This is a genomic window from Pseudomonas sp. A-RE-19 (assembly GCF_019956555.1).
GTDB lineage: Bacteria > Pseudomonadota > Gammaproteobacteria > Pseudomonadales > Pseudomonadaceae > Aquipseudomonas.
This window is the reverse complement of sequence record NZ_JAHBDQ010000024.1, coordinates 17,682-41,661: the sequence shown is the minus strand read 5'-3', so window position 1 is coordinate 41,661 and position 23,980 is coordinate 17,682. Positions and strand designations below refer to the sequence as shown.

Genomic DNA, 23,980 nt, shown 5'->3' with positions numbered 1-23,980 from the left:
GCCTGGCACAGGGCAAACAACCACCGCCGCAAACGCGCGAGTTTCAGTTCCATACCAGTAGCTCCGCAGGGGTGGGGTTGTAGGCGTTGCATGGGTTGTTCAGTTGCGGGCAGTTGGAGATCAGCACGATCACGTCCATCTCGGCCCGCAGGTCGACGTATTTGCCCGGCGCCGAAATCCCGTCTTCGAAGGTCAGGCCGCCGTCGGCCGTCACTGGCACGTTCATGAAGAAATTGATGTTCGGCCCGATGTCTACCTTGCTCAGCCGACCATCGTGGACACAGGCGCGCAGGTAGTTATCGCGACAGCTGTGCATGTAGCGTTTCTCCAGCGCATAACGCACGGTGTTGCTCTCCTGCGCGCAGGCCCCGCCGAGGGTGTCGTGACGCCCGCAAGTGTCGGCGACGATGGTCAGCATCGGTTTGCCGAGGTTGGAATAGAGCACGCTGCCGGTGCTCAGGTAGACGCTGTTCTGCCGACGCAACGTGCGCTGCACGTCATAGCGCTCCTTGGGATTGGCGAGGCTGTAGAACAAAGTGTCGACGGCCTGATTGCCTTCCAGGTCGAGGATGCGCAACGTCTGGCCGGCCTTGACCTCCATCAGCCACGGTTCGCCGGCGGGGATGGTAGCGCGGTAGATCGCGGTTTCTGGTTGCCTGTTTGTAGTAACGGCAGCGGTGGTGATAGCGAGTGACATGGCAGCGATCCTCAGGCGAACAGACGGTCGGTGTTGATGAAGCCGCGCTCGTTTTCCGGGCGCGAGGTGCGGCAGTGCTCGGCGACACTCGCATCGGCGTTCATCCAGCTGAGCTTCAGCGGTTTGGGGGCGTACTCAGGTGCCGGATCCATCGGATGTTGCAGCGCGGTGAGCACCACCAGGGTGTCCATCGGCGCGTACAACTCGATGTAATCACCGGCCTTGGAATTGCCTTCGACGAAGTGGAAACGCCCGACTTCATCGACGTTCACCCGGCTGAACAGGTTGAGGGTCATCAACAGGTCGGACAGGCCCAACCCCCACTTGCCTAACTCCACCAACAGGTTGTCGGTGCCGTTGCGGAAGAAGCCGTTGCGCAGTTCCTGATAGCGGCCCGCGCCGTACTTTTGCGCGACCTCTTCAGCACACAACACGCCGCCGAGGCTGTCGCTCCAGCCGCAGGTGTCGGCGGTGATGGCGGCCAATACCCGGCCCATGTCCGAGTACAGGCAATGGCCGGTGGTGAGCTTGGCGGTGTGTTGGCATTTGAGGCTGTCGGGCAGGTTCAGGCGTTCGGTTTTTTCATGGGCGTTGAGCAGCGTCAGGCTGACGTTGGCACCGCCGCGCAGGTCGGTCAGGCGCAGCAACTGGCCGCGTTTCAGTACAAAGGAACGATGGCCGCCACCGGGGAGCATTTCTTCGGCGAAGGGCGGAAATAGTCGGGTCGAATCCGTCATGTGTAAATTCCTCTAAGCGATGCGAAGCGAACCTGCCAACTGAGCCGGCAGGGCGTCGACGGCGGCGCGATTGGCGCGGCGGTCGCTGTTCAAAGGGATGTCGTAGGTGATGCGTGCGCCATAGGCACCGGGGGCGTGCGGGTCGAGGCGGACTTTGTCGAACACCAGCAAGCGGGTGCCGAGGCTGAAACCTTCGGACAGGTCATGGGTGACCATGAACACGGTCAGTTGCGTCTCGCGCCACAGCTCCAGCAGCAGGCCGTGCATGTCCTTGCGGATGCCCGGATCGAGGGCGCCGAACGGTTCGTCGAGCAGCAACACTCGCGGTTTCATGATCAATGCCTGAGCGATTGCCAGCCGTTGTTGCATACCGCCGGAGAGCTGCGCCGGGTACTTGTCCAGCGAGTGTCCGAGGCCGACTTTATGCAGCAAGACCGAGGCTTGTTCTTGCGCGTCTTTTTTTGAGCTGCCGAACAACCGGCCCAGCAACGGGGAGCAGGGCAGTTCGAGACCCAGGGCGACGTTGTCCAGAGCCGTCAGGTGCGGGAACACCGAGTAGCGCTGGAATACCACGCCACGGCTGGCATCCGGTTCGCTGGCCAGGGCCTGGCCATCCAACAGAATCTCGCCGCGACTGGCCCGTTCCTGGCCCAGCAGTAGCCGCAGGAAAGTCGATTTGCCGCAACCTGAAGCACCGACGAGCGTGCAGAACTCACCTTCGTTGACGTTCAGGTTCAGACCCTCGAGCACTACCTGATCGGCGTATTGCTGCCAGACGTTTTTTACCGTGATGAAGCTCATGCGCGTGCCCCCTCGTACCAGGGGAAGGCCCGTTGGGTCAGGCGCTTGAGGCCCCAGTCCATCAGCCAGGCGAGCAAGGTGATCCAGACCACATACGGCAGGATCACGTCCATCGCCAAATAGCGACGTACCAGAAAAATCCGGTAGCCGAGACCATCGGTGGAGGCGATGGCTTCGGCAGCGATCAGGAACAACCACGCCGAACCGAGCATCAGTCGCAGCGAGATCAACAGGCGCGGCAGCAATTGCGGCAGCACCACGCGCAGCATCAAGGTCCAGGTCGAAGCGCCGAGCGTCTGCGCCTTGATCAGCAACTCGACCGGGATTTCCCGGGCGCGCTGTTCCAGGTCCCGGGCCAGGCACGGGGTGATACCAATCACGATCAGCATCACTTTCGACAACTCCCCCAGCCCGAACACGATGAACAGAATGGGCAGGATCGCCAGCGGCGGCACCATCGACAGCACGGTGAGTACCGGCGACAACGGTGTGCCGAACAGCGGCAGGGTCCCGGCGGCGATGCCCAGGCACAGCCCGGCCAATGCACTGATGCCGAGGCCGATGGCCAGCCGTCGCAGGCTGGCGGCGCTGTCTTGCCAGAGCAGGTATTCACCGGTGCGGGTGTCGGCGGTGAAGGCCAGGCGTTTCACTGCGTCAGTCATCTGCACGGCACTGGGCAGCAGTTTGTCGTTGGGGTTGTCCATCAGCCGATCGGCCGAGCCCATGAAGTAGGCGAACAGCACCAGGGCGAACGGCAGGATCACCAACAGCAGGCGACTCGGGCGATCCGGGTGGCGATTGATCAGGCGCATGGCCTAGTCCTCCGTTGTTACAACTTGGAGTCGGCAGCCATCTGCACGTAGCTCGGGTCAAAGCGCAGCTTGAGGTTGGCCTTGTCGCCGCTGGTCACGCCATTGGCGAAGGCCATGCCGATAGCACTGGTGTCCTTGGCGCCTTCACCCAGCAAGCCGTGCTGAAAGGAGAACTCGGCGACCTTGCGCATGGTGTCGGGCAGTTGCTTGCTGGTGGAGAACTCCAACGCTTCTTTGGGTGTGGTGAACAATTTGGTGGTGTCGAGTTGCGCCTGGAAACCCGCCAGATCGGTGCCCGAGGCTTTGGCCATGTGTTCGAGGGCGGCTTTGCTCGTGGCGTTTTTGGCGTTCATCAACTCGACCACTTCGAACCAGGCGCCGGTCAGGGCTTTGCCCAAGGCCGGGTTGTCTTTGAGAGTGGCGCTGTTGACCACCATCATGTCCATGATTTCCCCGGGGATCTGGCTGGAGTTGAACACTTCGGTCACGCCTGGCTTGGCCTTGATGTCCGAGAGCATCGGGTTCCAGGTGGTGACGGCATTGACCTGGGCGGTGTTGAAGGCGGCCGAAATGTCGGCGTCGGAGGTGTTGACCACTTTCAGGTCTTTCTCGGTGAGGTCCACCGAATCGAGTGCCCGTGCCAATAGGTAGTGGGATACAGAAAGCTCCACCAGATTGACGTCCATGCCCTTGAGGTCGGCGACTTTCTTGCCTTCGCCTTTGAGCACGATGCCGTCGTTGCCATTGGAGAAGTCGCTGACGATCAGCGCCGTACTGTCGACGCCACCGGCAGCCGGAATGGTCAGCGCATCCATGTTGGTCATGGTGCAGCCGTCGAACTGGCCGGCGGTGTATTGGTTGATGGATTCGACGTAATCGTTGAGCTGCACCACATCGATTTTGATGCCGTATTTTTTCGCCCATTTGTCGACGATGCCTTGGCTGCCAGCGTATTCCCACGGCATCCATCCGGCATAAATAGTCCAGCAAACGCTGAAATGGTCTTTCTGTGCGGCCTGGGACGAGACGCTCACGAGGGCTGCAAAAGCAGTGGCGAGCAGGGCGGGTAAACGAAGTCGGGACATGGGATGGTTCTCCAGTTGATCAAGGGCGGACAGGAAGGCAGCGGCACCGCGAACGGTGGCTTGTCTCCCGGGCTTTTGTCCCGCCGTGTAACCTCAACTGGAGGTCGCCAACTCTCGGACCAGCCACTCGCGATTGCGAGCCGGAACCCTAGTCAGCCATTGCAAATTGTGGTGCCGCGAACCTGTGATGACTCCTGCACGTCTTTGTCTAAGCGAGAGCCGTGCCAAGTCGGCTTGAGCGCTCTGGCTGGGGGCATGGAGGAAAGAGGAGAGATAAACGAGCGGCATCTGCTGCCTTGTCATGGTGCATAGGCACCTGTCTATGCACCGTAGATGAACGGCCGCTGATCTGAGAGGCCGGCGACTCTGGCACTCGGGGCCGGTTTGAAAGTCAAAACAGGTGTCGGTCGGTCTATGCCGGCTGCTGCGGGTCTTCCAGGAGGCCGCCATGCTCTGTCGAAAAAAGCTCCGCCAAATACTGCTCAGTGTGTGTTTTGGTTTGGGTCTGTCCGGGTGTTACTACTACGTAGGTCCTGCCGATGTTTACCCGGCACCTTATTACTACCCCGGCTACTACTCGCCTTACTACTACGGTGGCTATTACGGCCCGCGTTACTACGGTGGCTATCGCTACCATTACTATGATGGACATGGACCCAGTCATTACCGCGGTGGATACAATCGCGGGCACCATTAATCAGCTCATGAATGCAGCGGCGCGTCCGGTTTACGGACGCGTCGTTTTCTTATGGGATAGATGAAAAACCTTTCATCGGCTACTTGTTTCAACGTGTTGCAGGAACGCACCAGATTCCGATTTCACTGTCTGATCTTTCGACAGTCGCCGAAACAATTGACTGTCGCCTGCCAGCGTCGCTGGTGTGGCTCACTCGCGGTCCAGGAGGCCGCCATGCTCTGTCGAAAACAGATCCACCGAATTCTTCTGCTTGCTGTATTGGGATTGTCTCTTGGTGCATGCGTGCCCTATTCCGATGGAGGAGCCAGCTACTACCGTTCCGAGGTCTACACGTCCCCAGCGCCGTATTACTCCGGCGGCGGGTCCTACTACTCCGATGGTGGTTACTACACAGCGCCGCGCAGGTATTACTCACCGCCTGCACGGTATTACCAGCCAACGCCGCGTTATTACTCCCAGCCACGGGTTTATCAACCGGCACCGCGCTATTACGACTACCGCGGCTACCAGAATCGCGGATGGGACCGTCATGACCGCGGCGGCTGGGATGGCCATAACCGAGGCGGCCGCAATGATGACTATCGAGGCCACAGTGGGCGGGATGACCGTGGCGGAAGGGACGGTCACCATGATCGCGGCGATTTCGATGGGCGAGGCGGCCGCCGCTAAACCACTCAATAAAAAGCGGCGCATGAAGCGCCGCTTTTTTTGTGCCTGAATTTCAGTATTCCGACAGATCGGCCAAAGGGTGCCGACCCTCCCAGACCTTGTGGAAATGCGCCTCCACCGCCGCTTCCGGCACAGTGTTGACGTCCGGCCAGTGCCAGTGAGGTTTCTGGTCCTTGTCGATCAACCGCGCTCGCACGCCTTCGCTGAACTCTGGATGACGGCAGCAGTTGAGGCTCATGGTGTATTCCATCTGAAAGACTTGAGCCAACGATAAATGCCGGGCGCGAACGATCTGTTCCCACACCAGATGAGCGGTCAGGGGCGAGCCTTCAGTCATGGTTTTGGCGGCACGATCGAGCAACGGGTCGGCATGATCGCGTAGCGCGCTGATGGCCTTCCAGGCGCAACGAATGTCGCTGACATCCAGCAGTTCGTCGATCTGTTCGCGTCGAGGCAGCCACTGCGCTTCGGGCATCTGCGCGAGTGCTTCCTGCTGCAAAGCCTTGAGCAGGCTGTTGAGCTGCATGGCTGTCTGTTCCTGCCAGTTCAATTGCAGCAAGCCTTCGATCAGCTCATGCTGTTGATCATCGCGCAGGAAGCGATCGGCCAGGTCCAGATCGATCGCATCGCGACCGTTCATCTGGGCGCCGGTCAGGCCAAGAAACAATCCGAGCTTGCCGGGCAACCGCGACAGAAACCAACTGGCGCCGACGTCCGGGTACAAGCCGATGCTGATCTCCGGCATCGCCAGCCGGCTGCTTGGCGTGACAATCCGAATGCTCGCCCCTTGCAGCAGCCCCAGGCCACCGCCCAGCACGTAACCATGACCCCAGCAAATCAGCGGTTTGGGGTAGGTGTGCAGGTTGAAGTCGAGGCGATATTCTGCCGCAAAGAAGTGGGCAGCCAAGGGCGGTACTTCTCCGGGATTGTCGCGACACGCCTCCACCAGACTGCGTACTTCACCGCCGGCGCAAAAAGCCTTGGCGCCATTGCCGCGCAGTAGCACGCAAACGATCTGTGGTTCCTTGGCCCAGGCGTCCAGTTGATCGCGCAAGGCGTTGATCATCGGCAAGGAGAGGGCGTTGAGAGACTTTTCGGCATCCAGGCTGGCGATGCCGATGCGTGCGCCGTCGGTGCCGGTGAGTTCTTCGAAGTGCAGATTCATCGTGACCTCGATCGGGAATTTGAGCGTTCAGTATGATCGCTCTATAGGAAAGTGCCGGATCTGTGTCAGATCAATTGACAAGGGGGATAGGGTTTCCTAGGGTTCGCCCCATTGTTTTTGCCGGATGTAACCATGACTGCTGACGACCGTATCAAACTCGAACCGAGCTGGAAGGAGGCGCTGCGTGCCGAATTTGACCAGCCCTACATGGCAGAGTTGCGCACATTCCTGCAACAGGAGCGCGCGGCGGGCAAGGAGATCTATCCGCCGGGACCGTTGATTTTCAACGCGCTCAACTCCACGCCGCTGGACAAGGTCAAGGTGGTCATCCTCGGTCAGGACCCTTACCACGGCCCGGGCCAGGCCCATGGGTTGTGCTTCTCGGTGCAACCGGGCGTGCCGGCGCCGCCCTCGCTGGTGAACATCTATAAAGAGTTGAAACGCGACCTGAACATCGACATTCCCAACCATGGCTACCTGCAGAGTTGGGCAGAGCAGGGCGTGTTGATGCTCAACACCACCATGACCGTGGAGCGTGCGAATGCCAACGCCCATGCGGGCAAGGGCTGGCAGCATTTTACCGACCGGATTATCGAAGTGGTCAGCGAACACCAGCCACATCTGGTGTTCCTGCTGTGGGGGGCGCATGCCCAGAGCAAGCAGAAACTCATCGACGCCACCAAGCACCTGGTACTGACGTCGGTCCACCCCTCGCCGCTGTCCGCCTATCGCGGCTTTCTCGGTTGCGGGCACTTCAGCCGGGCGAACAAGTTTCTGGAGCAGAATGGCGAGACGCCGATCGAGTGGCGGTTGCCGTCGGTCTGAAGAATGCCTTCGCGGGCAAGCCTCGCTCCTACAGGATTGCGGTTGGTCGCGGGTTTGCGTCCGGCACAAAATCTGTAGGAGCGAGGCTTGCCCGCGAAGCAGGCGACTCGGTCTATCAGGGAGAATCCGGCTCCCGGTTCCAATACCGAAACAACGGTTCCGCCAAAAACAACACAAACAACAGCCGCATCACCTGCATCGCCGTCACCAACGGTACCGACAATTGCAGGGTCTCCGCCGTCAGGCTCATTTCGGCAATTCCGCCGGGCATCATGCCCAAGGTCAGCGAACGCAGATCCAGATGGGTCAGCGCGCTCAAACCCAACGCCGCCAGCGTGGCGATCAACATGGTCAACACCGTGCCAAGCAGCGTTCGGCCCATGAAGGACGGTGCCCGCCGGAAGAACTGCCGATTGAAGTGACACCCCAATCCGCTGCCGATCAACCACTGGCCGATCTGACTGCCGCCGTTGGGCAGTCCGATGTGCAGGTCCCAACCCATGCTCACCGTCGCACTCACCAGCAGGGGGCCGAACAGCCAGGGGTTGGGTTGACGCAGGCGCTCCCAGATCCAGGCGGCAAGGGCGCCCGCCGGGAACAGAATGGCCAGCCACCACCCGTCCACGGTCGTGGGATGCAAGACCGGCGCACCGTCGCCCAACAGATACTTGAACGCCGCCGGCACACACAGCACCACCACCAGCACCCGCAAACTCTGCCCCGCCGCGACACGGCTGAGCACCGCGCCGTTGCGGGCGCCGAGGTTGACCATCTCCCCGGAGCCGCCGGGCATGCTGGAAAAGAATGCGGTGGCGCGATCCTCACCGGTACGCCGCATCAACCAGACTCCCACCACAGCGGACAGGCTGGTGACCAACGCACCGAAGAAGATCAGACCGAAGTGGCTCAGCACCTGCTCCATCACCACCGGAGTGAAGTGCAGGCCGATGCCGATGCCGACGATCCACTGGCCGCATTTGCGGCCGCCAGGGATTTCCGCCAGTTGCCATGGAGTCAGGCACCGCACGAGGATGATCGCCAGCAACGAGCCGACCATCCACGGCAGCGGCCAGCCGATCTGGCTGGCGAGGTAACCGCCCAGCAGACCGACCAGCGGTGTTCCCCACCAGGTTTTGAAGGGGGGGCGATCAGACATCGGCGATAGCGCGCCGGGCGACCGAACGTTTGCGCCAGATCCGCAGCAGTGGCATCAGCAACATGATTGCAGTCAGCACCCAGCAACCGAACGTGATCGGGCTCGACCAGAGGATTTCCAGCGCACCGTTGGAAATCGACAGGGCGCGACGCAGGTTTTGCTCCATCAGACCTCCAAGGATGAAGCCCAGCAGCACCGGCGACAACGGGAAGTCCAGCTTGCGCAGGATGTAGCCGAAGATACCGATGCCGATCATCAGGAACAGGTCAAACGTGGTGGCATGCACCGCGTAGACGCCGATCCCGGTGATGATCGCGATCACTGGCACCAGCGCCCAGTTCGGCACGGCGAGGATGCGGGTAAAGATGCGGATCATCGGAATGTTGAGGATCACCAGCATCACGTTGGCGACGAACAACGACGCGATCAGGCCCCAGACGATGTCCGGTTGCTGTTGAAACAGCAGCGGGCCGGGGGTGATGTTGTACAGCGACAGTGCGCCGATCATCACCGCCGTGGTACCCGAACCGGGAACGCCGAGGGTCAGCATCGGCACCAGTGCGCCGCAGGCTGCACCACCGATGGCGGTTTCCGGTGCCGCGAGGCCACGCATATCGCCTTGTCCGAACGTGCCCTTGGCGCCGGCGATACGTTTTTCGGTCATGTAGGCCACGGCGCTCGCCAGCGTTGCGCCAGCACCCGGCAGCACGCCCATGATGAAGCCCAGCAAACCGCAACGGATGTTCACCACGAACACCGCCGAGGCTTCCTTGAAGTTGAACATCATGCGCCCGGTGGCTTTCACGGCTTCCTGGCCATGGTGGGTTTTTTCCAGCAGCAGGAGGATTTCGCTGATGGAGAACAGACCCAATACCAGCACGACGAACTGAATGCCGTCAGTCAGATGAATGTTGTCCCCGGTGAAACGGTACACGCCGCTGTTGGCGTCGATCCCGACGCTCGACAGAAACAGACCGATCAGCGCGGCGATAAAGGTCTTGAGCGGTCGATCACCGGCCATGCCGCCGAGACAGACAATCGCAAACACCATCAACACGAAGTATTCCGCCGGTCCGAAGGCAATCGCCCATTTCGCCAGCAGCGGTGCGAACAACACCATGCCGCAAGTCGCAATGAATGCACCGATGAACGAGCTCCACGCCGACAACGACAGCGCTACACCGGCCAGGCCCTTGCGGGCCATCGGGTAACCGTCGAGGGTGGTCATCACGGTGGAGGCTTCGCCTGGAATGTTCAGCAGGATCGAGCTGATCCGGCCGCCGTATTCGCAACCCAGGTACACCGCCGCCAGCAGGATCAGCGCCGACTCCGGTGGCAGGCCGAGGGCGAACGCAATCGGAATCAGCAACGCCACGCCGTTGATCGGGCCCAGGCCCGGCAGCAGGCCAACCACCGTGCCGATGAGGGTGCCGCACAGTGCGGTCACCAGGTTGTACGGGCTCAACGCGACGCCGAAGCCCTGACCCAAATAGCCAAGAGTATCCATATCAGTTCTCCAGAACGTCGAGCACGCCCAGCGGCAGTGGCACGTCCATCACTTTGTCGAACAGCAGATAAAGACCGATGGCCATCACGCTGATAATCACTGCACTGGGCAGCCAGCGACCGCCATACAGGCGTGCCATGGGGACTCCGATCAGAATGCTGGCGGCGATGAAACCAAGGGGTTCGAAGGTCCCGGCGAACACCAGCAGCAGCACGACACAAATGCCGATTTTGGTCAGGGTTTCGCGATCCAGTTTCGGGTCATCGTCGCTGTGCACGATCGGCGCGGGTCGAAACACCATGTACAGCAAGGCCAGGCCCATCAGGCCGAGCATCAGCAGAGGGAAGGCCCGAGGCCCGACCGGTTCGTAGGAAAAAGGCGCCTGATACGGCCACGCCATCAGTGCCAGGCCGACACAGGCCAACAACAGCACCGAAGCGAAAATGCGTTGTAAGAGCATGAGAAACTCCTGGGCCACGACCCCGAGAACCGGGGCCGCAGCCGCTAGACAGAGGCGATCACTGGATCAGGCCGAACTCTTTGGCCAGCACTTTGTAGTCCGCGACCTGCTTCTTCACGTAGGTGTCCAGCTCCGGGCCGGTCATGGCGAACGGGAACAGTTCACGCTGATCGCGCAGCTTGGCGAAATCCTCGGAGGCCAGCAGTTTGTCGAAAGCGGCTTTCCACCAGGCGTAATCTTCATCACTGACCTTCGGCCCGAGGTAGAAGCCACGAACCACCGGCCAGACAATGTCGTAGCCCTGCTCTTTAGCGGTCGGAATGTCTTTCATTTCCGGCTCGTCCAGACGCTTCTCGGAGAACACCGCCAGCAGACGCATGTCGCCGCTCAGGATGTGTGGCATGGAGTCGGAGATGTCGGTGCTGCCCACCTGGATGTGGCCACCGAGCAGGGCGGTGGCGATTTCACCGCCGCCTTCGAGGGCGACATAACGTAGGTCGCGCGGGTTGATCCCGGCCGCCTTGGCGATCAGTGCGGTCTGCATCCAGTCCTGGCTGCCGACGGTGCCGCCAGAACCGATCACCACGGAGCTCGGATCTTTCTTCAGGGCTTTGACCAGATCGTCCAGGGTCTTGTAAGGCGAATCGCTTTTCACCGCGATGGCACCATAGCTTGTGCCGACGGCCGCCAACCAGCGCACCGCGCTTTCATCGAAACGACCGAACTTGCCCTGGGCCAGGTTCAGCAGCGAACCGCTGGACCACGCCACCAGCGTGCCCGCATCGGCCGGGCGCTGCGCGACGACCGCGTTGTACGCTACCGCGCCGACACCGCCGGGCATGTAGGTCACGCGCATCGGTTTGGTCAGCAGTTTTTCGTTCACCAGCGCGCTTTGCGCCAATTTGCAGGTCAGGTCGAAACCGCCGCCTGGCGACGCCGGAGCGATGCATTCCGGGCGTTTCGGTTCGGCCATCAATTGGCCGGCAAACAGCACACAGCTGGCGGCGAGAGCAACTTTACGCAGTGATAGGTTCATTTGAGTCTCCACGGGTATTCATTATTGTTATTGAACGTGTTTACCAAAGGGCAACGCTATAGCTCACCAGCAGACGCACTTCATCGGCATCGCGAGCGGAGTAGTTGGAGCGGTAGGTGGCATTGCGCAAGCGTACGGCGACATCTTTCAGGGCGCCGCTTTGTACGACGTATTTGATCTCGGTGTTGCGCTCCCATTCTTTGCCTTCGTCACCGTTCTTGAGCTTGATGTTGTCACCGCTCACGTAACGGCTCATGAAGCTCAGGCCGGGAATGCCGAGTTTGGCGAAGTCATAGTCGTAGCGCGCCTGCCAGGAGTGTTCTTCGGCGCCGGCAAAGTCATTGATCTGCACGAAGTTGACCAGGTACGGGTCGCTGCCATCGACGTAGGGGAAGGCACTGTCGCCGGACATATGCTGATAACCGGCGCTGAATTTATGCCCGCTCAAGGCATAGCTCACCAGGCCGTTCAGGGATTTGTTGTCGATCTCGCCGCCCCGGGCCGCGCCCTGGTCGTCACTGATGGCCAGTCGCAGGTCGGTGCCGAACGTGCCGGGGCCGAACGGCTGCGAGGCGACCACGCCAAGGAAGTGCTGGTTATAGACTTCATCGAGTTGCGCGAAGTGATAGCTGCCGGTGATCTTGTCGGTGAACTTATAGTCCACGCCGCCAAAGTCGAAGTGCTTGCCGGCCGCGGTGCCGGCGAAGCGGCTGTTCTTGTTGTTGAGGGCGATGTCCTCGAAGTCGGTGCTGTCGCGATCCTTGGCTTTCTCCAGACGCCCGCCGGTGAAGGTCAGGTTCTTGATCTCTTTGGAGGTCAGCATCCCACCTTCAAAAGTCTGCGGCAGAATCCGCCCGTCGTTGGGTTTGAGGATTGGCAGTTCCGGAATCAGGCTGCCGATTTTCAGTTCCGTGGCGGAGATTTTCACTTTGCCGGTCAGGCCGAGCTTGGAATACTCATCTGCCGCGCGACCGTCGTCATGGGTCGGCAACAGGCCGGTGCCGGTGCGGTCAGGACTCGAATCAAGTTTTACCCCCAGCATGCCCAGTGCATCGACACCGAACCCCACGGTGCCGTCGGTGTAACCCGATTGCAGATTGAGCATGAACCCCTGGGCCCATTCGTCCCGCTTGGATTGCTGGGCGCTGGTGCCGTCGCGAAAGTCGCGGTTGAAATACATGTTGCGGGTTTCGAAGGTTGCCTTACTGTCTTCAAAGAAGGCAGCCTGACTCAATGGCGAAAAGCCGGCGAGGGCGGCGGCACTGACAAGGGCGGTGTGGCTGAGGCGGGAAAAGCGAGCAGGCGCGCAAGCCTGAAGCTGCATGGACAGCATGGTGACGTACTCCGTTTATTGTTCTTATTGGCGAAAACGCTTCGAGGCGTTTCTCGTATCGCTATGTGCGGTAGCGCACGGCAGTCGAAACTGTCCGTGGCAGGACTCTAACCGGCCAACCTTTCGCTAACCTTTCAGCTGACTTTCACGGTTTTCGGGCTTCACAGCGGCGGATGCGGCTGTAAACTCCGCGCCAAAGAATGGCGTCGACCATCCCTGAATGAGGTAAAGATCCATGCGTGTTCTGCTCGTCGAAGACCACCTGCAGCTTGCCGAAAGCGTCGCCCAGGCGCTCAAGAGCACCGGGCTGACCGTGGATGTGCTGCACGACGGCGTGGCGGCCGACCTGGCTTTGAGCAGCGAGGAATACGCTGTGGCGATCCTCGACGTCGGCCTGCCGCGCATGGATGGCTTCGAAGTGTTGGCGCGCCTGCGGGCACGGGGCAAGAACCTGCCGGTGCTGATGCTGACCGCTCGCAGCGACGTCAAGGATCGGGTCCATGGCCTGAACCTCGGGGCGGACGATTACCTGGCCAAACCCTTCGAACTGACCGAGCTCGAAGCCCGGGTCAAAGCCTTGCTGCGCCGCAGCGTGCTTGGCGGTGAGCGCCAGCAGCGTTGTGGCGTGCTGGCCTATGACCTGGACACCCGGCGCTTCACCCTTGGCGAAGAATTGCTGACCCTGACCTCTCGCGAACAGGCAGTGCTCGAAGCGCTGATCGCCCGTCCCGGTCGGGTGATGAGCAAGGAGCAACTGGCCGCCCAGGTGTTTGGTCTGGACGAAGAGGCCAGTCCCGATGCCATCGAGATCTACGTCCACCGCTTGCGCAAGAAACTCGACGGCCAACCGGTGGCCATCGTGACCTTCCGCGGCCTTGGCTATCTGCTGGAAAGCCGTGATGCATAAGTTCAGCAGCCTGCGTTGGCGGTTGCTGTGGAACCTCGCGCTGCTGCTGGTGGTGTTGATGCTCGCCAGTGGTTTGAGCGCGTACTGGAACGGTCGCGAAGCCGCCGACACCGCTTATGACCGGACCTTGCTGGCCTCGGCCCGGACCATCGCCGCCGGCCTGTCCCAGCGCGACGGCAGCCTCAGCGCCAACGTGCCTTACGTGGCCCTCGATACGTTCGCCTATGACAGCGCCGGGCGGATTTTTTACCTGGTCAACGACATCAATCAGAAGCTGATCTCGGGCTACGAAAACCTGCCGGCACCGCCGCCGGGAACACCGCGCACCGATGACTATCCGGCGCTGGCGCGTTTCTATAACGCCACTTATCAAGGGCAGAACGTGCGAGTGGTCAGCCTGCTCAAAGCGGTCAGCGAGCCGAACATGAACGGCATGGCGGAAATTCGCGTGGCGGAAACCGATGAAGCGCGTGTCCGCATGGCTCGCAGCTTGATGGCCGACACATTGTTGCGGCTGGGCATGCTGGCGATCGGTGCGCTGCTGTTGGTGTGGTTTGCGGTCAGTGCGGCGCTGCGTCCGTTGGAGCGCTTGCGCACGGCGGTGGAAGAGCGTCAGCCCGATGACTTGCGGCCCTTGCCGCTGGTGGAAGTTCAGCACGAGTTGGGGCCGCTGGTGCGTGCGCTCAATCACTTTACCGAGCGTTTGCGGGGGCAGTTCGAGCGTCAGGCACAGTTCATCGCCGATGCCGCCCATGAGTTGCGTACCCCGTTGGCGGCGCTCAAGGCACGACTCGAACTGGGCTTGCGCTCTAGCGAACCCGAAATCTGGCGCAGCACCCTGGAAACCGCCGCCCAGAGCACGGATCGCCTGACCCATCTGGCCAATCAATTGCTCTCGCTGGCACGGGTCGAGAATGGCGCCCGGGCAATCGCCGAGGGCGGTGCGCAGTTGCTCGACCTCAGTCAGTTGGCCCGTGAACTGGGCATGGCCATGGCACCGCTGGCCCATGCACGTGGCGTGGCACTGGCGCTGGAAGCCGACGAGCCGGTATGGCTGCGCGGCGAGCCGACGCTGTTGAACGAACTGTTGAGCAATCTGGTGGACAACGCCCTGGCTCACACGCCGCCGGGCGGCAATGTGATCTTGCGGGTCACGGCACCGGCGGTGCTGGAAGTCGAGGACGATGGGCCGGGAATCCCGCTTGAAGAGCGGGAACGGGTATTCGAGCGTTTTTACCGGCGTAACGAACAGGTGGCCGGGTCGGGGTTGGGATTGGCCATCGTCGGCGAGATCTGCCGCGCTCACCTGGCGCAGATCAGCCTGCACGATGGCGAGCGGGCGGGGTTGAAGGTGCGGGTGAGTTTTATCGCGGGAGAGTGAGCGCACACCTGTGGCGAGGGAGCCTGCTCCCTCGCCACAGAAATCAGTAAAACATCGACCGCGACTCTTCCAGATCCTTGCACATCGCCTCGTTATCCAGATCGATCCCCAGTTTCTTGAAGGCTGGCACGCTGGGTAAATCGATACGGGCCAGTGGATGATCGGTGTCCTTGTGGCAGTACAGGCTGGCCACTTGCACCAGATCGACATAATCGACCCGTTCCGATTGCCGATTGAAATCCAGGTACAAACCCGGCAGTTGCACCAGCATTTCCGGAAACTCCCAGACCCGGAGCAATTTATCGCCAAGCAGTGGATGAATGCGGTCGATCACATGGTTGAGGCTGACCGGATCGGACAGCAATTCATAGTGATCTTCGGCATAAGTCAGGATCGGCAGCACACCAATCTGATGCACGAGCCCGCCGAGCGCAGCCTGATCAGGCTTGAGTTGCGTATAACTGCGGCACAACGCGTAACTGACGCCGGCGATTTCCAGGCTTTTGCGCCAGACCTCGCGCATTTTCTGTTCCACCACTTCGGAACGGGCATTGAAGATCTGTTCCATCACCAGGCCGATGGCCAGGTTGCTGCTGTAATTGACGCCCAGCCGGGTGATGGCCGTGTGCAGATCAGTCACTTCCTGGGTCGCGCGCAGCAATGGACTATTGACCACTTTGATCAGTCGCGCCGACAGCGCCGTATCGCGGCCAATCACTTTGCTCAGGGTACTGACACTGATTTCCGGGTCTTCGGCGGCCTTGCGAATCTGCAGGGCCACTTCCGGTAACGTTGGCAGAACCAGGTCATCGTTATCGATGGCCTCAACCAAATCCTGTTGGACCTTATCCGCCAGCTCGCTCATTTCTTTTCTCTAGGGTCTTGCGACAAGTACTGCTGTTAACGCTGGATTTCGCGATCACGGTCCAGTTGGTAAGGCAGGTCGAGCAGATGCAGGCCCGGACCTTCTGGTGCGCCAAGGTGCAGGTTGCCATCTTCTGCAGCTTCGGCTTGTAGCACGGCCAGGAGTTCAATGTTTTGCCCGGCGCGGGCGGCCAGCACCACTTCACCGATCGAACTGCCGTGGGTCGGGGAGAACAGTTGGGTGCCGGGCTCCGGTAATTCGCTGGTGTCCAGCTGCAGGCGATACAGACGGCGCTTGAGTTTGCCCAGGTATTGCATGCGCGCGACGATTTCCTGGCCGGTATAGCAACCCTTCTTGAAGCTCACGCCACCAACGGCTTGCAGATTGAGCATCTGCGGGATGAACAGCTCGCGGGTGCTCGGCATGACTTGACCGATCCCGGCGCGGATCTGGCCCAGCAGCCATTGATTCAGATCGCCTTCGGCCAACAGGGCGGACAGTTTGCCCTTGATGGTGTCGGCCTGGTCGGCGCGAACCCAGAGTTCCGCGCGCTCAGGCGAGACGCGAAGGGCGATCAGGCCGTCATTGCGCACAACGCTGTCGGTTTCTGCCGGCAGCTCCAGGCCCAGACTGGCCAGTGCCGCATCGCCATGCTCGAGGCCAAAGCGAACCCAGCTGGTACTTTCATCGGTCAGTTTCGACTTGGAGAACACCGCGTACTTTTTCAGGTCCGCCAGTTGCGGCTCCAGCAGTTCGCTGGCCATCGCCATCAACACTCCGTCGCCTTCCAGCAGAATGCGGAAACTCGACTGCATCCGGCCTTTCTGCGTGCAGCGCGCGCCAAGGCTGGCCTGGGTGTCGCTCAGGTAATTGAGGTTGCAAGTCAATTGGCCTTGCAGGAATTTGCTGGCATCCGCGCCGCGTACCGCGAGAACGCCTTCGTGAGACAGGGTGCAGAAAAAAGCAGAATCGGCCATGGGTCATCGCAGGGTAAAGAGTCCGAGGGACATCATAAGGGGGCGCCCGTGAAATGGGTAGTTCACAAAGGATCGTCGGGGGCGACCAAAGCCGACTGTTCGAGCGAGCCTGGGGCTGTATACTTGCGGCCTATTTGAGGAGCGCTCCATGGTCGAAGATGTTGAACTGAATCGCCTCTACTGGCACAGCCGCCGCGGCATGCTTGAGCTTGACGTGCTGCTGGTGCCGTTTGTGAAAGAGGTTTACCCGCACCTCAACGAGGTTGATCGCGCATGCTACGTCAGGCTGCTCGAATGCGAGGATCAAGACATGTTCGGCTGGTTCATGGAGCGCACCGAATCGGAAGATCCGGAGCTTCAGCGCATGGTTCGCATGATCCTGGATCGTGTCCAGCCCAAGTAACGCGTTCGAATGCCGCTGGCATGCCTCACGGCAATTGCTGGCGGCCTATCTTTTGGCCCAGCTGTTCGCGCTGGGTTCGCTGCTTCTTCTCTCTATACCGCTCTGGGCCAGTTTGCTCGGCGCTTTTTGCTGTCTGGCTCATGGCGTCTGGGCGTTGCCGCGACAGATTTTGCTGACACACGCACAAGCCTTTCGCGGCTTGCGTCGCGATGCCGATGGCTGGCAGTTGTGGAGTGAGGCGCAGGGCTGGCAACCCGTGCAGCTACGACCGGACAGCCTGGCGTTGCCGCTGGTGGTGGTGCTGCGTTTTCGTCTGAGGGGAGAGCGATGTGCCAGGGCTATCTGCGTGCCGCGGGATTCGCAGGCGGCGGATGTGCACCGGCGCCTGCGGGTTCGGCTCAAGTTCAGTCGGCGTAGGTGGGCGGCACCAGAATAGTATCCAGAGCGACCGGCAGCATATTCGGATAGTCGAGGGTGTAATGCAGCCCGCGACTTTCCTTGCGCTCCATGGCCGACCGGATCATCAGGTCTGCTACCTGAGCCAGGTTCCTCAGCTCGATCAAGTCTCGGCTCACTTTATAGTTGCTATAGAACTCGTCGATTTCGTCCAGCAACAACTGCACTCGGTGCTGGGCTCGTTGCAGACGCTTGTTGGTGCGCACGATGCCCACGTAGTCCCACATGAATCGCCGCAGTTCGTCCCAGTTGTGCGCAATGATCACGTCTTCGTCAGAATCGGTGACCTGGCTTGCATCCCATTCGGGCAGGGCGATCGGAATCGAAACCTGTGGCAACTGCTCAAGAATGTCCGCCGCTGCCGAACGGGCGTAAACGAAACATTCCAGCAGCGAGTTGCTGGCCATGCGGTTGGCGCCATGCAGCCCGGTGAAGCTGGTTTCGCCAATCGCATACAGCCCCGGCACATCGGTGCGCCCCCGCTGATCGACCATCACGCCACCACAGGTGTAGTGCGCCGCCGGCACCACCGGGATCGGTTGTCTGGTGATGTCGATGGAGAATTCCAGGCAGCGTTCATAGACCGTTGGGAAATGTGTCTTGATGAAGTCTTCGGACTTGTGGCTGATGTCCAGGTAGACGCAATCGATACCCAAACGCTTCATCTCATGGTCGATGGCACGGGCGACGATGTCCCGTGGTGCCAGTTCGGCCCGTGGGTCAAAGCGCTGCATGAAGCGTTCACCGTTGGGCAGCTTCAGGTGGGCGCCTTCGCCGCGCAGGGCTTCGGTGATCAGAAAGCTCTTGGCTTGCGGGTGATAAAGGCAGGTGGGATGGAACTGGTTGAACTCCAGGTTCGCCACCCGGCAGCCCGAACGCCAGGCCATGGCGATGCCATCACCGCAAGCGCCGTCTGGGTTGCTGGTATAGAGGTAGACCTTTGCCGCGCCGCCCGAGGCGAGGATTACAAAGCGCGCGCCGTAGGTGTCGACTTCACCGGTGCCGCGGTTGAGCACATAGGCGCCGAGGCAACGGTCGCCCTCAAGGCCCAGGCGCTTTTCAGTGATCAGGTCGATCGCGACCCGCTGTTCCAGGAGTTCGATGTTGGGTCGCTGCCTGGCCTGGTCGAGCAGGGTTCTGAAGATCGCTGCGCCCGTCGCATCGGCTGCGTGGATGATGCGGCGATGGCTGTGACCGCCTTCACGCGTCAGATGAAACTCGAAACCACCGTCTTCGGTGCCGGACTGTTCATCACGGGTAAAAGGTACGCCTTGGTCGATCAGCCATTGAATCGCCTCTTTGCTGTGCTCGACGGTAAAGCGCACAGCATCCTCATGGCATAGGCCACCGCCAGCATTGAGGGTGTCGTCGACGTGGGATTGGACAGTATCGGCATCATCCAGAACGGCAGCGACACCGCCCTGGGCCCAGAAAGTCGAGCCATTGGCGAGGTCACCTTTGCTCAATACGGCAATACGCAAATGACCGGGCAAGGTCAGCGCAAGGCTCAAGCCGGCAGCACCGCTGCCAATTACCAGAACATCGTGTTGGAACTGTTGGCTCATTTCAGGATTCCGCTCATAGCGACCCGGGTCGGGGTTGGCGCAAGACAGCTGGATTGGCGAGTCAAGACAGCCACACAGCCCACTAGTATATAGAGGGGGGGAGCGGCACAATAGCCGGGCTCACATGGCATTGTGAGACTACCGGGGCAGAAAAGACTGGACACTTCGTCGGATGTTATTTTGCCTGCCAAGGCAAGAAGGCGACTGTATCGTGGATTTAACAGTATTTTTCTCTTCACGGTTGCACAATGCCGGTGCCGGGCATCTATAAATATGGAACTTTTGCCAAAGGCTCAAGATCAATAGACGGTGCCTGAAAACAAAGGACAGTATCGGCTTCGGTGCGGGATTTGTGGTTTGGTCCTTGTCGACGAATCCGATGACAAGATTATTCGCGCAGCCGGGTTATTCCGCGCTGCGCTTTTCGTGCGTGCCAAATCAGAGCGCGCAGGAAACTTGCTTGGAGGGGGAGAACTTTTGCGAAAAGCCCGAGTCTATGTTTGCAAGCCTGATCGTTCAGTTATGCAAGTCTCCTCCGAGCTTATCGAGGAGTGTTCATGCTAACCCAGGAAGAGGATCAGCAGCTGGTCGAGCGCGTTCAACGCGGCGACAAGCGAGCTTTCGATCTGCTAGTGCTGAAATACCAGCACAAAATTCTCGGGTTGATCGTGCGTTTCGTGCACGACACCCATGAAGCCCAGGATGTCGCACAAGAAGCCTTTATCAAGGCGTACCGTGCACTTGGCAATTTTCGCGGAGACAGCGCGTTTTATACGTGGCTTTACCGCATCGCCATCAACACGGCGAAAAACTATCTGGTTTCACGCGGCCGCCGGCCGCCGGATAGCGATGTCAGTTCCGAGGATGCAGAGTTCTACGACGGCGATCATGGCCTCAAGGATCTCGAGTCGCCAGAACGTGCATTGCTGCGGGATGAGATCGAAGGCACCGTCCATCGAACCATTCAGCAACTGCCAGAAGATTTGCGTACGGCTTTAACTTTACGTGAATTCGATGGTCTGAGTTACGAGGACATTGCCAGCGTCATGCAGTGTCCGGTGGGTACCGTGCGCTCCCGGATTTTCCGCGCTCGGGAGGCCATCGATAAAGCCCTGCAGCCGTTGTTGCAGGAAAACTGAGACAGCGGCGATAGCCAAGAGAGGAACGCCATGAGTCGTGAAGCCCTGCAGGAATCGCTGTCCGCAGTGATGGATAACGAAGCGGACGAACTGGAATTGCGTCGGGTGTTGAATGCCTTCGACGATGTTGAAACCCGTGAAACCTGGGCTCGTTACCAGATCGCTCGGGCAGTCATGCACAAGGACCTGCTGCTTCCTCGTCTGGACATCGCTGCGGCAGTTTCTGCTGCGCTGGCTGACGAAGCCGTACCGGCAAAAGCCTCCCGCGGTCCATGGCGCAGCCTGGGTCGTCTGGCAGTCGCCGCTTCGGTGACCATTGCCGTACTGGCAGGTGTTCGTCTCTACAACCAGGACGAGATCGCTGGTGTCGAACTGGCTCAGCAATCCAGTCAACCGGGTCTGGCCGCTCCTCAGGTCAAGGGCCCCGCTGTATTGGCAGGCTACAATGAGAGTTCGGATGCCACTGGCCCTATGGCCAACGGCGTGTTGCAAGGTCAACCAGGCTGGCACGATCAGCGTTTGCCAGGTTACTTGCGCCAACATGCTCAACAGGCTGCACTGAAAGGTACTGAGAGCGCTCTGCCTTACGCTCGTGCAGCAAGCCTGGAAAACCGTTAAGGAGGATCATGCGCGCCATACCTCTACTTACGCTTCTGCTCAGTGGCTGGTTTGTTGTTCCAGCCCACGCCGATGAAGCCCAGGACTGGCTGAAGCGTCTGGGACAGGCCGAGCAAACGCAGAGCTTTCACGGTACTTTCGTCTACGAGCGTAACGGTAGTTTTTCTACCCATAACATCTGGCACCGCGTCCAGGATGGCAAAGTCCGCGAGCGTTTACTCCAGCTCGACGGCTCGGCACAGGAAGTCGTGCGCATTGATGGGCATACTCAATGCGTCAGTGGCAACCTGATAGCAGGGCTGGGGGATTCACCCAACTCCACCGCTCGTGCACTCGATCCACAAAAGCTGAAGAATTGGTATGACCTTGCCGTCATCGGCAAGTCGCGTGTGGCCGGGCGTGCGGCAGTGATTGTGTCGTTGACGCCTCGCGATCAGCACCGCTACGGTTTTGAGCTGCATCTGGACAAGGAAACCGGCCTGCCGTTGAAGTCATTGCTACTCAATGACAAAGGGCAATTGCTGGAGCGGTTCCAGTTCACCCGTCTGGATACAGCCGATGCGCTTTCCGACAGTGATTTGCAGGCAGGTTCTGATTGCAAACCCATCACCCTCGACAGCGATAAGGCTTCTGCTGTCAAAACTGCGCAAGTCTGGCATTCGGACTGGTTACCGCCAGGCTTCGAGCTGGTCAGCAGTACTTCTCACAAGGACCCGGAGACCAAAGTCCAGGTCAGCAGTCTGATGTTTGACGACGGTCTGGCCCGATTCTCGGTGTTCCTTGAACCGTTGAATGGCGCAACGGTCACCGACACTCGCACCCAGCTGGGGCCAACAGTTGCCGTCTCCCGACGCCTGACTACCCCGCAAGGCGAGATGATGGTGACCGTGGTCGGTGAAATTCCTATCGGCACCGCCGAACGGATTGCGCTGTCCATGCGCAACGATGCCGCGGCTACCAGCAAGCAATGAGCTGATCAGCCATGCTCACCAATCGAGGTCTGGATGATGCGGGGAGGTCGGCAATGGCTGCCCTGCCGTTGATGCCTCGAAATGTTTTGCCGAGCATTTTCATTTGCAAAAAAACCGAAAATTTTTTATAGGTCAAAGTCCCTCGGCTCTGGCCTTGTTTGTTGTTCCCGGAACAAAAATACCGGCGTATCGTTCCCGGTGTTCCTTGCTCCATATCGCTTAACCATGCTCGTCGTAACGGGAGCCGTATGTCGATACCACGCTTGAAATCGTATCTTTCCATTTTTGCCACCGTGCTGGTGCTCGGTCAGGCGGTCGCTGCGCAAGCGGTCGAGTTGCCTGACTTCACACAGCTGGTCGAGCAGGCCTCGCCTGCGGTGGTAAACATCAGTACCACGCAGAAGCTGCCAGACCGCAAAGTGTCCGACGAGCAAATGCCTGATCTTGAAGGCTTGCCGCCCATGCTGCGCGAGTTCTTCGAACGTGGCATGCCGCAGCCGCGCACGCCTCGTGGTGATCGCCAGCGTGAAGCCCAGTCCCTGGGCTCGGGCTTTATCATTTCGTCTGACGGCTACATCCTGACCAACAACCATGTGATCGCCGATGCCGACGAGATTCTCGTGCGTCTCGCCGATCGCAGTGAATTGAAGGCCAAGCTGGTCGGTACCGATCCGCGTTCCGACGTAGCCTTGCTGAAAATCGAAGGCAAAGACCTGCCGGTTCTGAAGCTGGGCAAATCGCAAGACCTGAAAGCCGGTCAGTGGGTCGTGGCCATCGGTTCGCCGTTCGGTTTCGACCATACCGTGACTCAAGGCATCGTCAGTGCCATCGGTCGCAGCCTGCCGAACGAAAACTATGTGCCGTTCATCCAGACCGACGTGCCGATCAATCCGGGCAACTCCGGCGGTCCGTTGTTCAACCTTGCGGGTGAGGTGGTCGGCATCAACTCGCAGATCTACACCCGCTCCGGTGGCTTCATGGGCGTGTCGTTCGCAATCCCTATCGATGTGGCAATGGACGTGTCCAATCAGCTGAAAAACGGCGGTAAAGTCAGCCGTGGCTGGTTGGGTGTGGTGATCCAGGAAGTGAGCAAGGATCTGGCCGAGTCGTTCGGTCTCGAGAAGCCGGCCGGTGCGCTGGTGGCTCAGATCCAGGATGACGGTCCGGCTGCCAAGGGTGGCCTGCAAGTGGGCGATGTGATTCTCAGCATGAACGGTCAACCGATCGTCATGTCTGCCGATCTGCCGCACTTGGTGGGCGCGCTGAAGGCTGGCTCGAAAGCCAATCTGGAGGTGATCCGCGAAGGCAAGCGCAAGAATGTCGAGCTGACCGTCGGCGCCATCCCTGAAGAAGGCAAGGAGCTGGCGGCACAGTCCAAAGCCAGCGCCGAGCGCAGCAGCAATCGCCTGGGTGTTTCCGTGGCCGAGCTGACTGATGAACAGAAGAAAGCCTACGACCTCAAAGGCGGCGTGGTTATCAAGGAAGTTCAGGACGGTCCTGCTGCGCTGATCGGTCTCCAGCCAGGCGACGTGATTACTCACCTGAACAACCAGGCAATCGGTTCCAGCAAGGAGTTCACGGATATTGCCAAGGCACTGCCGAAGAATCGCTCGGTGTCGATGCGGGTTCTGCGTCAAGGTCGCGCCAGCTTCATCACCTTCAAACTGGCTGAATAATCCGGTTGTCGGCTGAATAAAAAACCGCCTCGAAAGAGGCGG

General features: G+C 60.0%; 24 protein-coding genes and 1 riboswitch. Of the genes, 10 read left to right on the top strand and 14 right to left on the bottom strand.

Going from position 1 to position 23,980, the window contains the following annotated elements; genetic code table 11:
- Positions 1 to 43: 43 nt before the first annotated feature.
- The 5 genes from KGB14_RS17090 to KGB14_RS17070 are packed head-to-tail and all read right to left on the bottom strand — an operon-like array spanning position 44 to position 4,132.
- The gene (locus KGB14_RS17090; protein WP_223487931.1) at positions 44 to 697 is read right to left on the bottom strand and encodes an urea amidolyase associated protein UAAP2; all 654 of its coding nucleotides are present in this window, start codon (positions 695 to 697) and stop codon (positions 44 to 46) included.
- Positions 698 to 708: 11 nt separating this feature from the next.
- Positions 709 to 1,434: an urea amidolyase associated protein UAAP1 gene (locus KGB14_RS17085; RefSeq protein ID WP_223487930.1), complete on the bottom strand. Its 726-nt coding sequence runs from the start codon at positions 1,432 to 1,434 to the stop codon at positions 709 to 711.
- 12 nt (positions 1,435 to 1,446) lie between these two features.
- On the bottom strand, positions 1,447 to 2,235 hold the full coding sequence (locus KGB14_RS17080) for an ABC transporter ATP-binding protein (RefSeq protein WP_223487929.1): 789 nt from the start codon (positions 2,233 to 2,235) through the stop codon (positions 1,447 to 1,449).
- The gene (locus KGB14_RS17075; RefSeq protein WP_223487928.1) at positions 2,232 to 3,047 is read right to left on the bottom strand and encodes an ABC transporter permease; all 816 of its coding nucleotides are present in this window, start codon (positions 3,045 to 3,047) and stop codon (positions 2,232 to 2,234) included. The genes KGB14_RS17080 and KGB14_RS17075 overlap by 4 nt, the downstream gene beginning before the upstream one ends.
- A 17-nt stretch (positions 3,048 to 3,064) precedes the next feature.
- Positions 3,065 to 4,132, bottom strand: coding sequence for a putative urea ABC transporter substrate-binding protein (locus KGB14_RS17070; RefSeq protein WP_223487927.1), 1,068 nt, complete (start codon positions 4,130 to 4,132; stop codon positions 3,065 to 3,067).
- 62 nt (positions 4,133 to 4,194) lie between these two features.
- Positions 4,195 to 4,295: riboswitch (guanidine-I (ykkC/yxkD leader) on the bottom strand.
- 747 nt (positions 4,296 to 5,042) lie between these two features.
- On the opposite strand from KGB14_RS17070, the gene KGB14_RS17065 reads away from it, so the two are divergent.
- Positions 5,043 to 5,498, top strand: coding sequence for a hypothetical protein (locus KGB14_RS17065; RefSeq protein WP_223487926.1), 456 nt, complete (start codon positions 5,043 to 5,045; stop codon positions 5,496 to 5,498).
- Positions 5,499 to 5,550: 52 nt separating this feature from the next.
- Here the strand turns inward: KGB14_RS17065 and KGB14_RS17060 are convergent, their stop codons facing one another.
- Entirely contained in the window at positions 5,551 to 6,663 is a 1,113-nt protein-coding gene (locus KGB14_RS17060; protein ID WP_223487925.1) for an enoyl-CoA hydratase/isomerase family protein, read from the bottom strand.
- Between the two features lie 132 nt (positions 6,664 to 6,795).
- On the opposite strand from KGB14_RS17060, the gene ung reads away from it, so the two are divergent.
- A complete protein-coding gene (ung, locus tag KGB14_RS17055) occupies positions 6,796 to 7,488 on the top strand; it encodes a uracil-DNA glycosylase (protein ID WP_223487924.1) in 693 nt (230 codons plus the stop codon).
- A 115-nt stretch (positions 7,489 to 7,603) separates the two neighbouring features.
- Here ung and KGB14_RS17050 read toward each other — a convergent pair whose 3' ends face one another.
- Genes KGB14_RS17050 through KGB14_RS17030 form a run of 5 tightly spaced genes read right to left on the bottom strand, consistent with a single transcriptional unit; the run spans position 7,604 to position 12,980 of the window.
- Positions 7,604 to 8,644, bottom strand: a complete 1,041-nt coding sequence (locus tag KGB14_RS17050) for an AbrB family transcriptional regulator (protein WP_223487923.1) — start codon at positions 8,642 to 8,644, stop codon at positions 7,604 to 7,606.
- Complete coding sequence (locus KGB14_RS17045) at positions 8,637 to 10,151, bottom strand: tripartite tricarboxylate transporter permease (RefSeq protein ID WP_223487922.1); 1,515 nt, start codon at positions 10,149 to 10,151, stop codon at positions 8,637 to 8,639. The genes KGB14_RS17050 and KGB14_RS17045 overlap by 8 nt, the downstream gene beginning before the upstream one ends.
- A 1-nt stretch (position 10,152) precedes the next feature.
- A complete protein-coding gene (locus tag KGB14_RS17040) occupies positions 10,153 to 10,611 on the bottom strand; it encodes a tripartite tricarboxylate transporter TctB family protein (RefSeq protein WP_223487921.1) in 459 nt (152 codons plus the stop codon).
- A gap of 58 nt (positions 10,612 to 10,669) precedes the next feature.
- Entirely contained in the window at positions 10,670 to 11,647 is a 978-nt protein-coding gene (locus KGB14_RS17035) for a Bug family tripartite tricarboxylate transporter substrate binding protein (protein WP_223487920.1), read from the bottom strand.
- Between the two features lie 40 nt (positions 11,648 to 11,687).
- A complete protein-coding gene (locus KGB14_RS17030; protein ID WP_223487919.1) occupies positions 11,688 to 12,980 on the bottom strand; it encodes an OprD family porin in 1,293 nt (430 codons plus the stop codon).
- A 235-nt stretch (positions 12,981 to 13,215) separates the two neighbouring features.
- On the opposite strand from KGB14_RS17030, the gene KGB14_RS17025 reads away from it, so the two are divergent.
- Both KGB14_RS17025 and KGB14_RS17020 read left to right on the top strand, forming a co-directional pair.
- Positions 13,216 to 13,887, top strand: coding sequence for a response regulator (locus tag KGB14_RS17025; RefSeq protein ID WP_007898613.1), 672 nt, complete (start codon positions 13,216 to 13,218; stop codon positions 13,885 to 13,887).
- Positions 13,880 to 15,268 (top strand): sensor histidine kinase, encoded by a 1,389-nt coding sequence (locus KGB14_RS17020; RefSeq protein ID WP_223487918.1) that lies wholly within the window; start codon positions 13,880 to 13,882, stop codon positions 15,266 to 15,268. The genes KGB14_RS17025 and KGB14_RS17020 overlap by 8 nt, the downstream gene beginning before the upstream one ends.
- Before the next feature lie 43 nt (positions 15,269 to 15,311).
- On the opposite strand, the gene KGB14_RS17015 is transcribed toward KGB14_RS17020, so the two are convergent.
- Both KGB14_RS17015 and KGB14_RS17010 read right to left on the bottom strand, forming a co-directional pair.
- The gene (locus tag KGB14_RS17015; protein WP_223487917.1) at positions 15,312 to 16,133 is read right to left on the bottom strand and encodes an HDOD domain-containing protein; all 822 of its coding nucleotides are present in this window, start codon (positions 16,131 to 16,133) and stop codon (positions 15,312 to 15,314) included.
- Between the two features lie 35 nt (positions 16,134 to 16,168).
- Entirely contained in the window at positions 16,169 to 17,110 is a 942-nt protein-coding gene (locus KGB14_RS17010) for a YgfZ/GcvT domain-containing protein (RefSeq protein ID WP_223487916.1), read from the bottom strand.
- Positions 17,111 to 17,258: 148 nt separating this feature from the next.
- Here KGB14_RS17010 and KGB14_RS17005 point away from each other — a divergent pair, with 148 nt between their 5' ends.
- On the top strand, positions 17,259 to 17,513 hold the full coding sequence (locus tag KGB14_RS17005) for a succinate dehydrogenase assembly factor 2 (RefSeq protein WP_175376188.1): 255 nt from the start codon (positions 17,259 to 17,261) through the stop codon (positions 17,511 to 17,513).
- Positions 17,497 to 17,949 carry a protein YgfX gene (locus KGB14_RS17000; protein WP_223487915.1) on the top strand — a complete coding sequence of 151 codons (453 nt, stop codon included), beginning with the start codon at positions 17,497 to 17,499 and terminating at the stop codon, positions 17,947 to 17,949. The genes KGB14_RS17005 and KGB14_RS17000 overlap by 17 nt, the downstream gene beginning before the upstream one ends.
- On the opposite strand, the gene nadB is transcribed toward KGB14_RS17000, so the two are convergent.
- Complete coding sequence (gene nadB, locus KGB14_RS16995) at positions 17,918 to 19,534, bottom strand: L-aspartate oxidase (RefSeq protein ID WP_223487914.1); 1,617 nt, start codon at positions 19,532 to 19,534, stop codon at positions 17,918 to 17,920. The two genes, KGB14_RS17000 and nadB, sit on opposite strands and share 32 nt — an antisense overlap.
- A 557-nt stretch (positions 19,535 to 20,091) precedes the next feature.
- Between nadB and rpoE the strand changes: the two genes are divergently transcribed.
- The 4 genes from rpoE (at position 20,092) to KGB14_RS16975 (ending at position 23,938) form a co-directional block, all read left to right on the top strand.
- Complete coding sequence (rpoE, locus tag KGB14_RS16990; protein ID WP_003172477.1) at positions 20,092 to 20,673, top strand: RNA polymerase sigma factor RpoE; 582 nt, start codon at positions 20,092 to 20,094, stop codon at positions 20,671 to 20,673.
- 30 nt (positions 20,674 to 20,703) lie between these two features.
- Entirely contained in the window at positions 20,704 to 21,291 is a 588-nt protein-coding gene (locus KGB14_RS16985) for a sigma-E factor negative regulatory protein (RefSeq protein WP_223487913.1), read from the top strand.
- 8 nt (positions 21,292 to 21,299) lie between these two features.
- Positions 21,300 to 22,262, top strand: coding sequence for a MucB/RseB C-terminal domain-containing protein (locus KGB14_RS16980; protein WP_223487912.1), 963 nt, complete (start codon positions 21,300 to 21,302; stop codon positions 22,260 to 22,262).
- Between the two features lie 248 nt (positions 22,263 to 22,510).
- Complete coding sequence (locus tag KGB14_RS16975) at positions 22,511 to 23,938, top strand: DegQ family serine endoprotease (RefSeq protein ID WP_223487911.1); 1,428 nt, start codon at positions 22,511 to 22,513, stop codon at positions 23,936 to 23,938.
- Positions 23,939 to 23,980 lie beyond the last annotated feature (42 nt).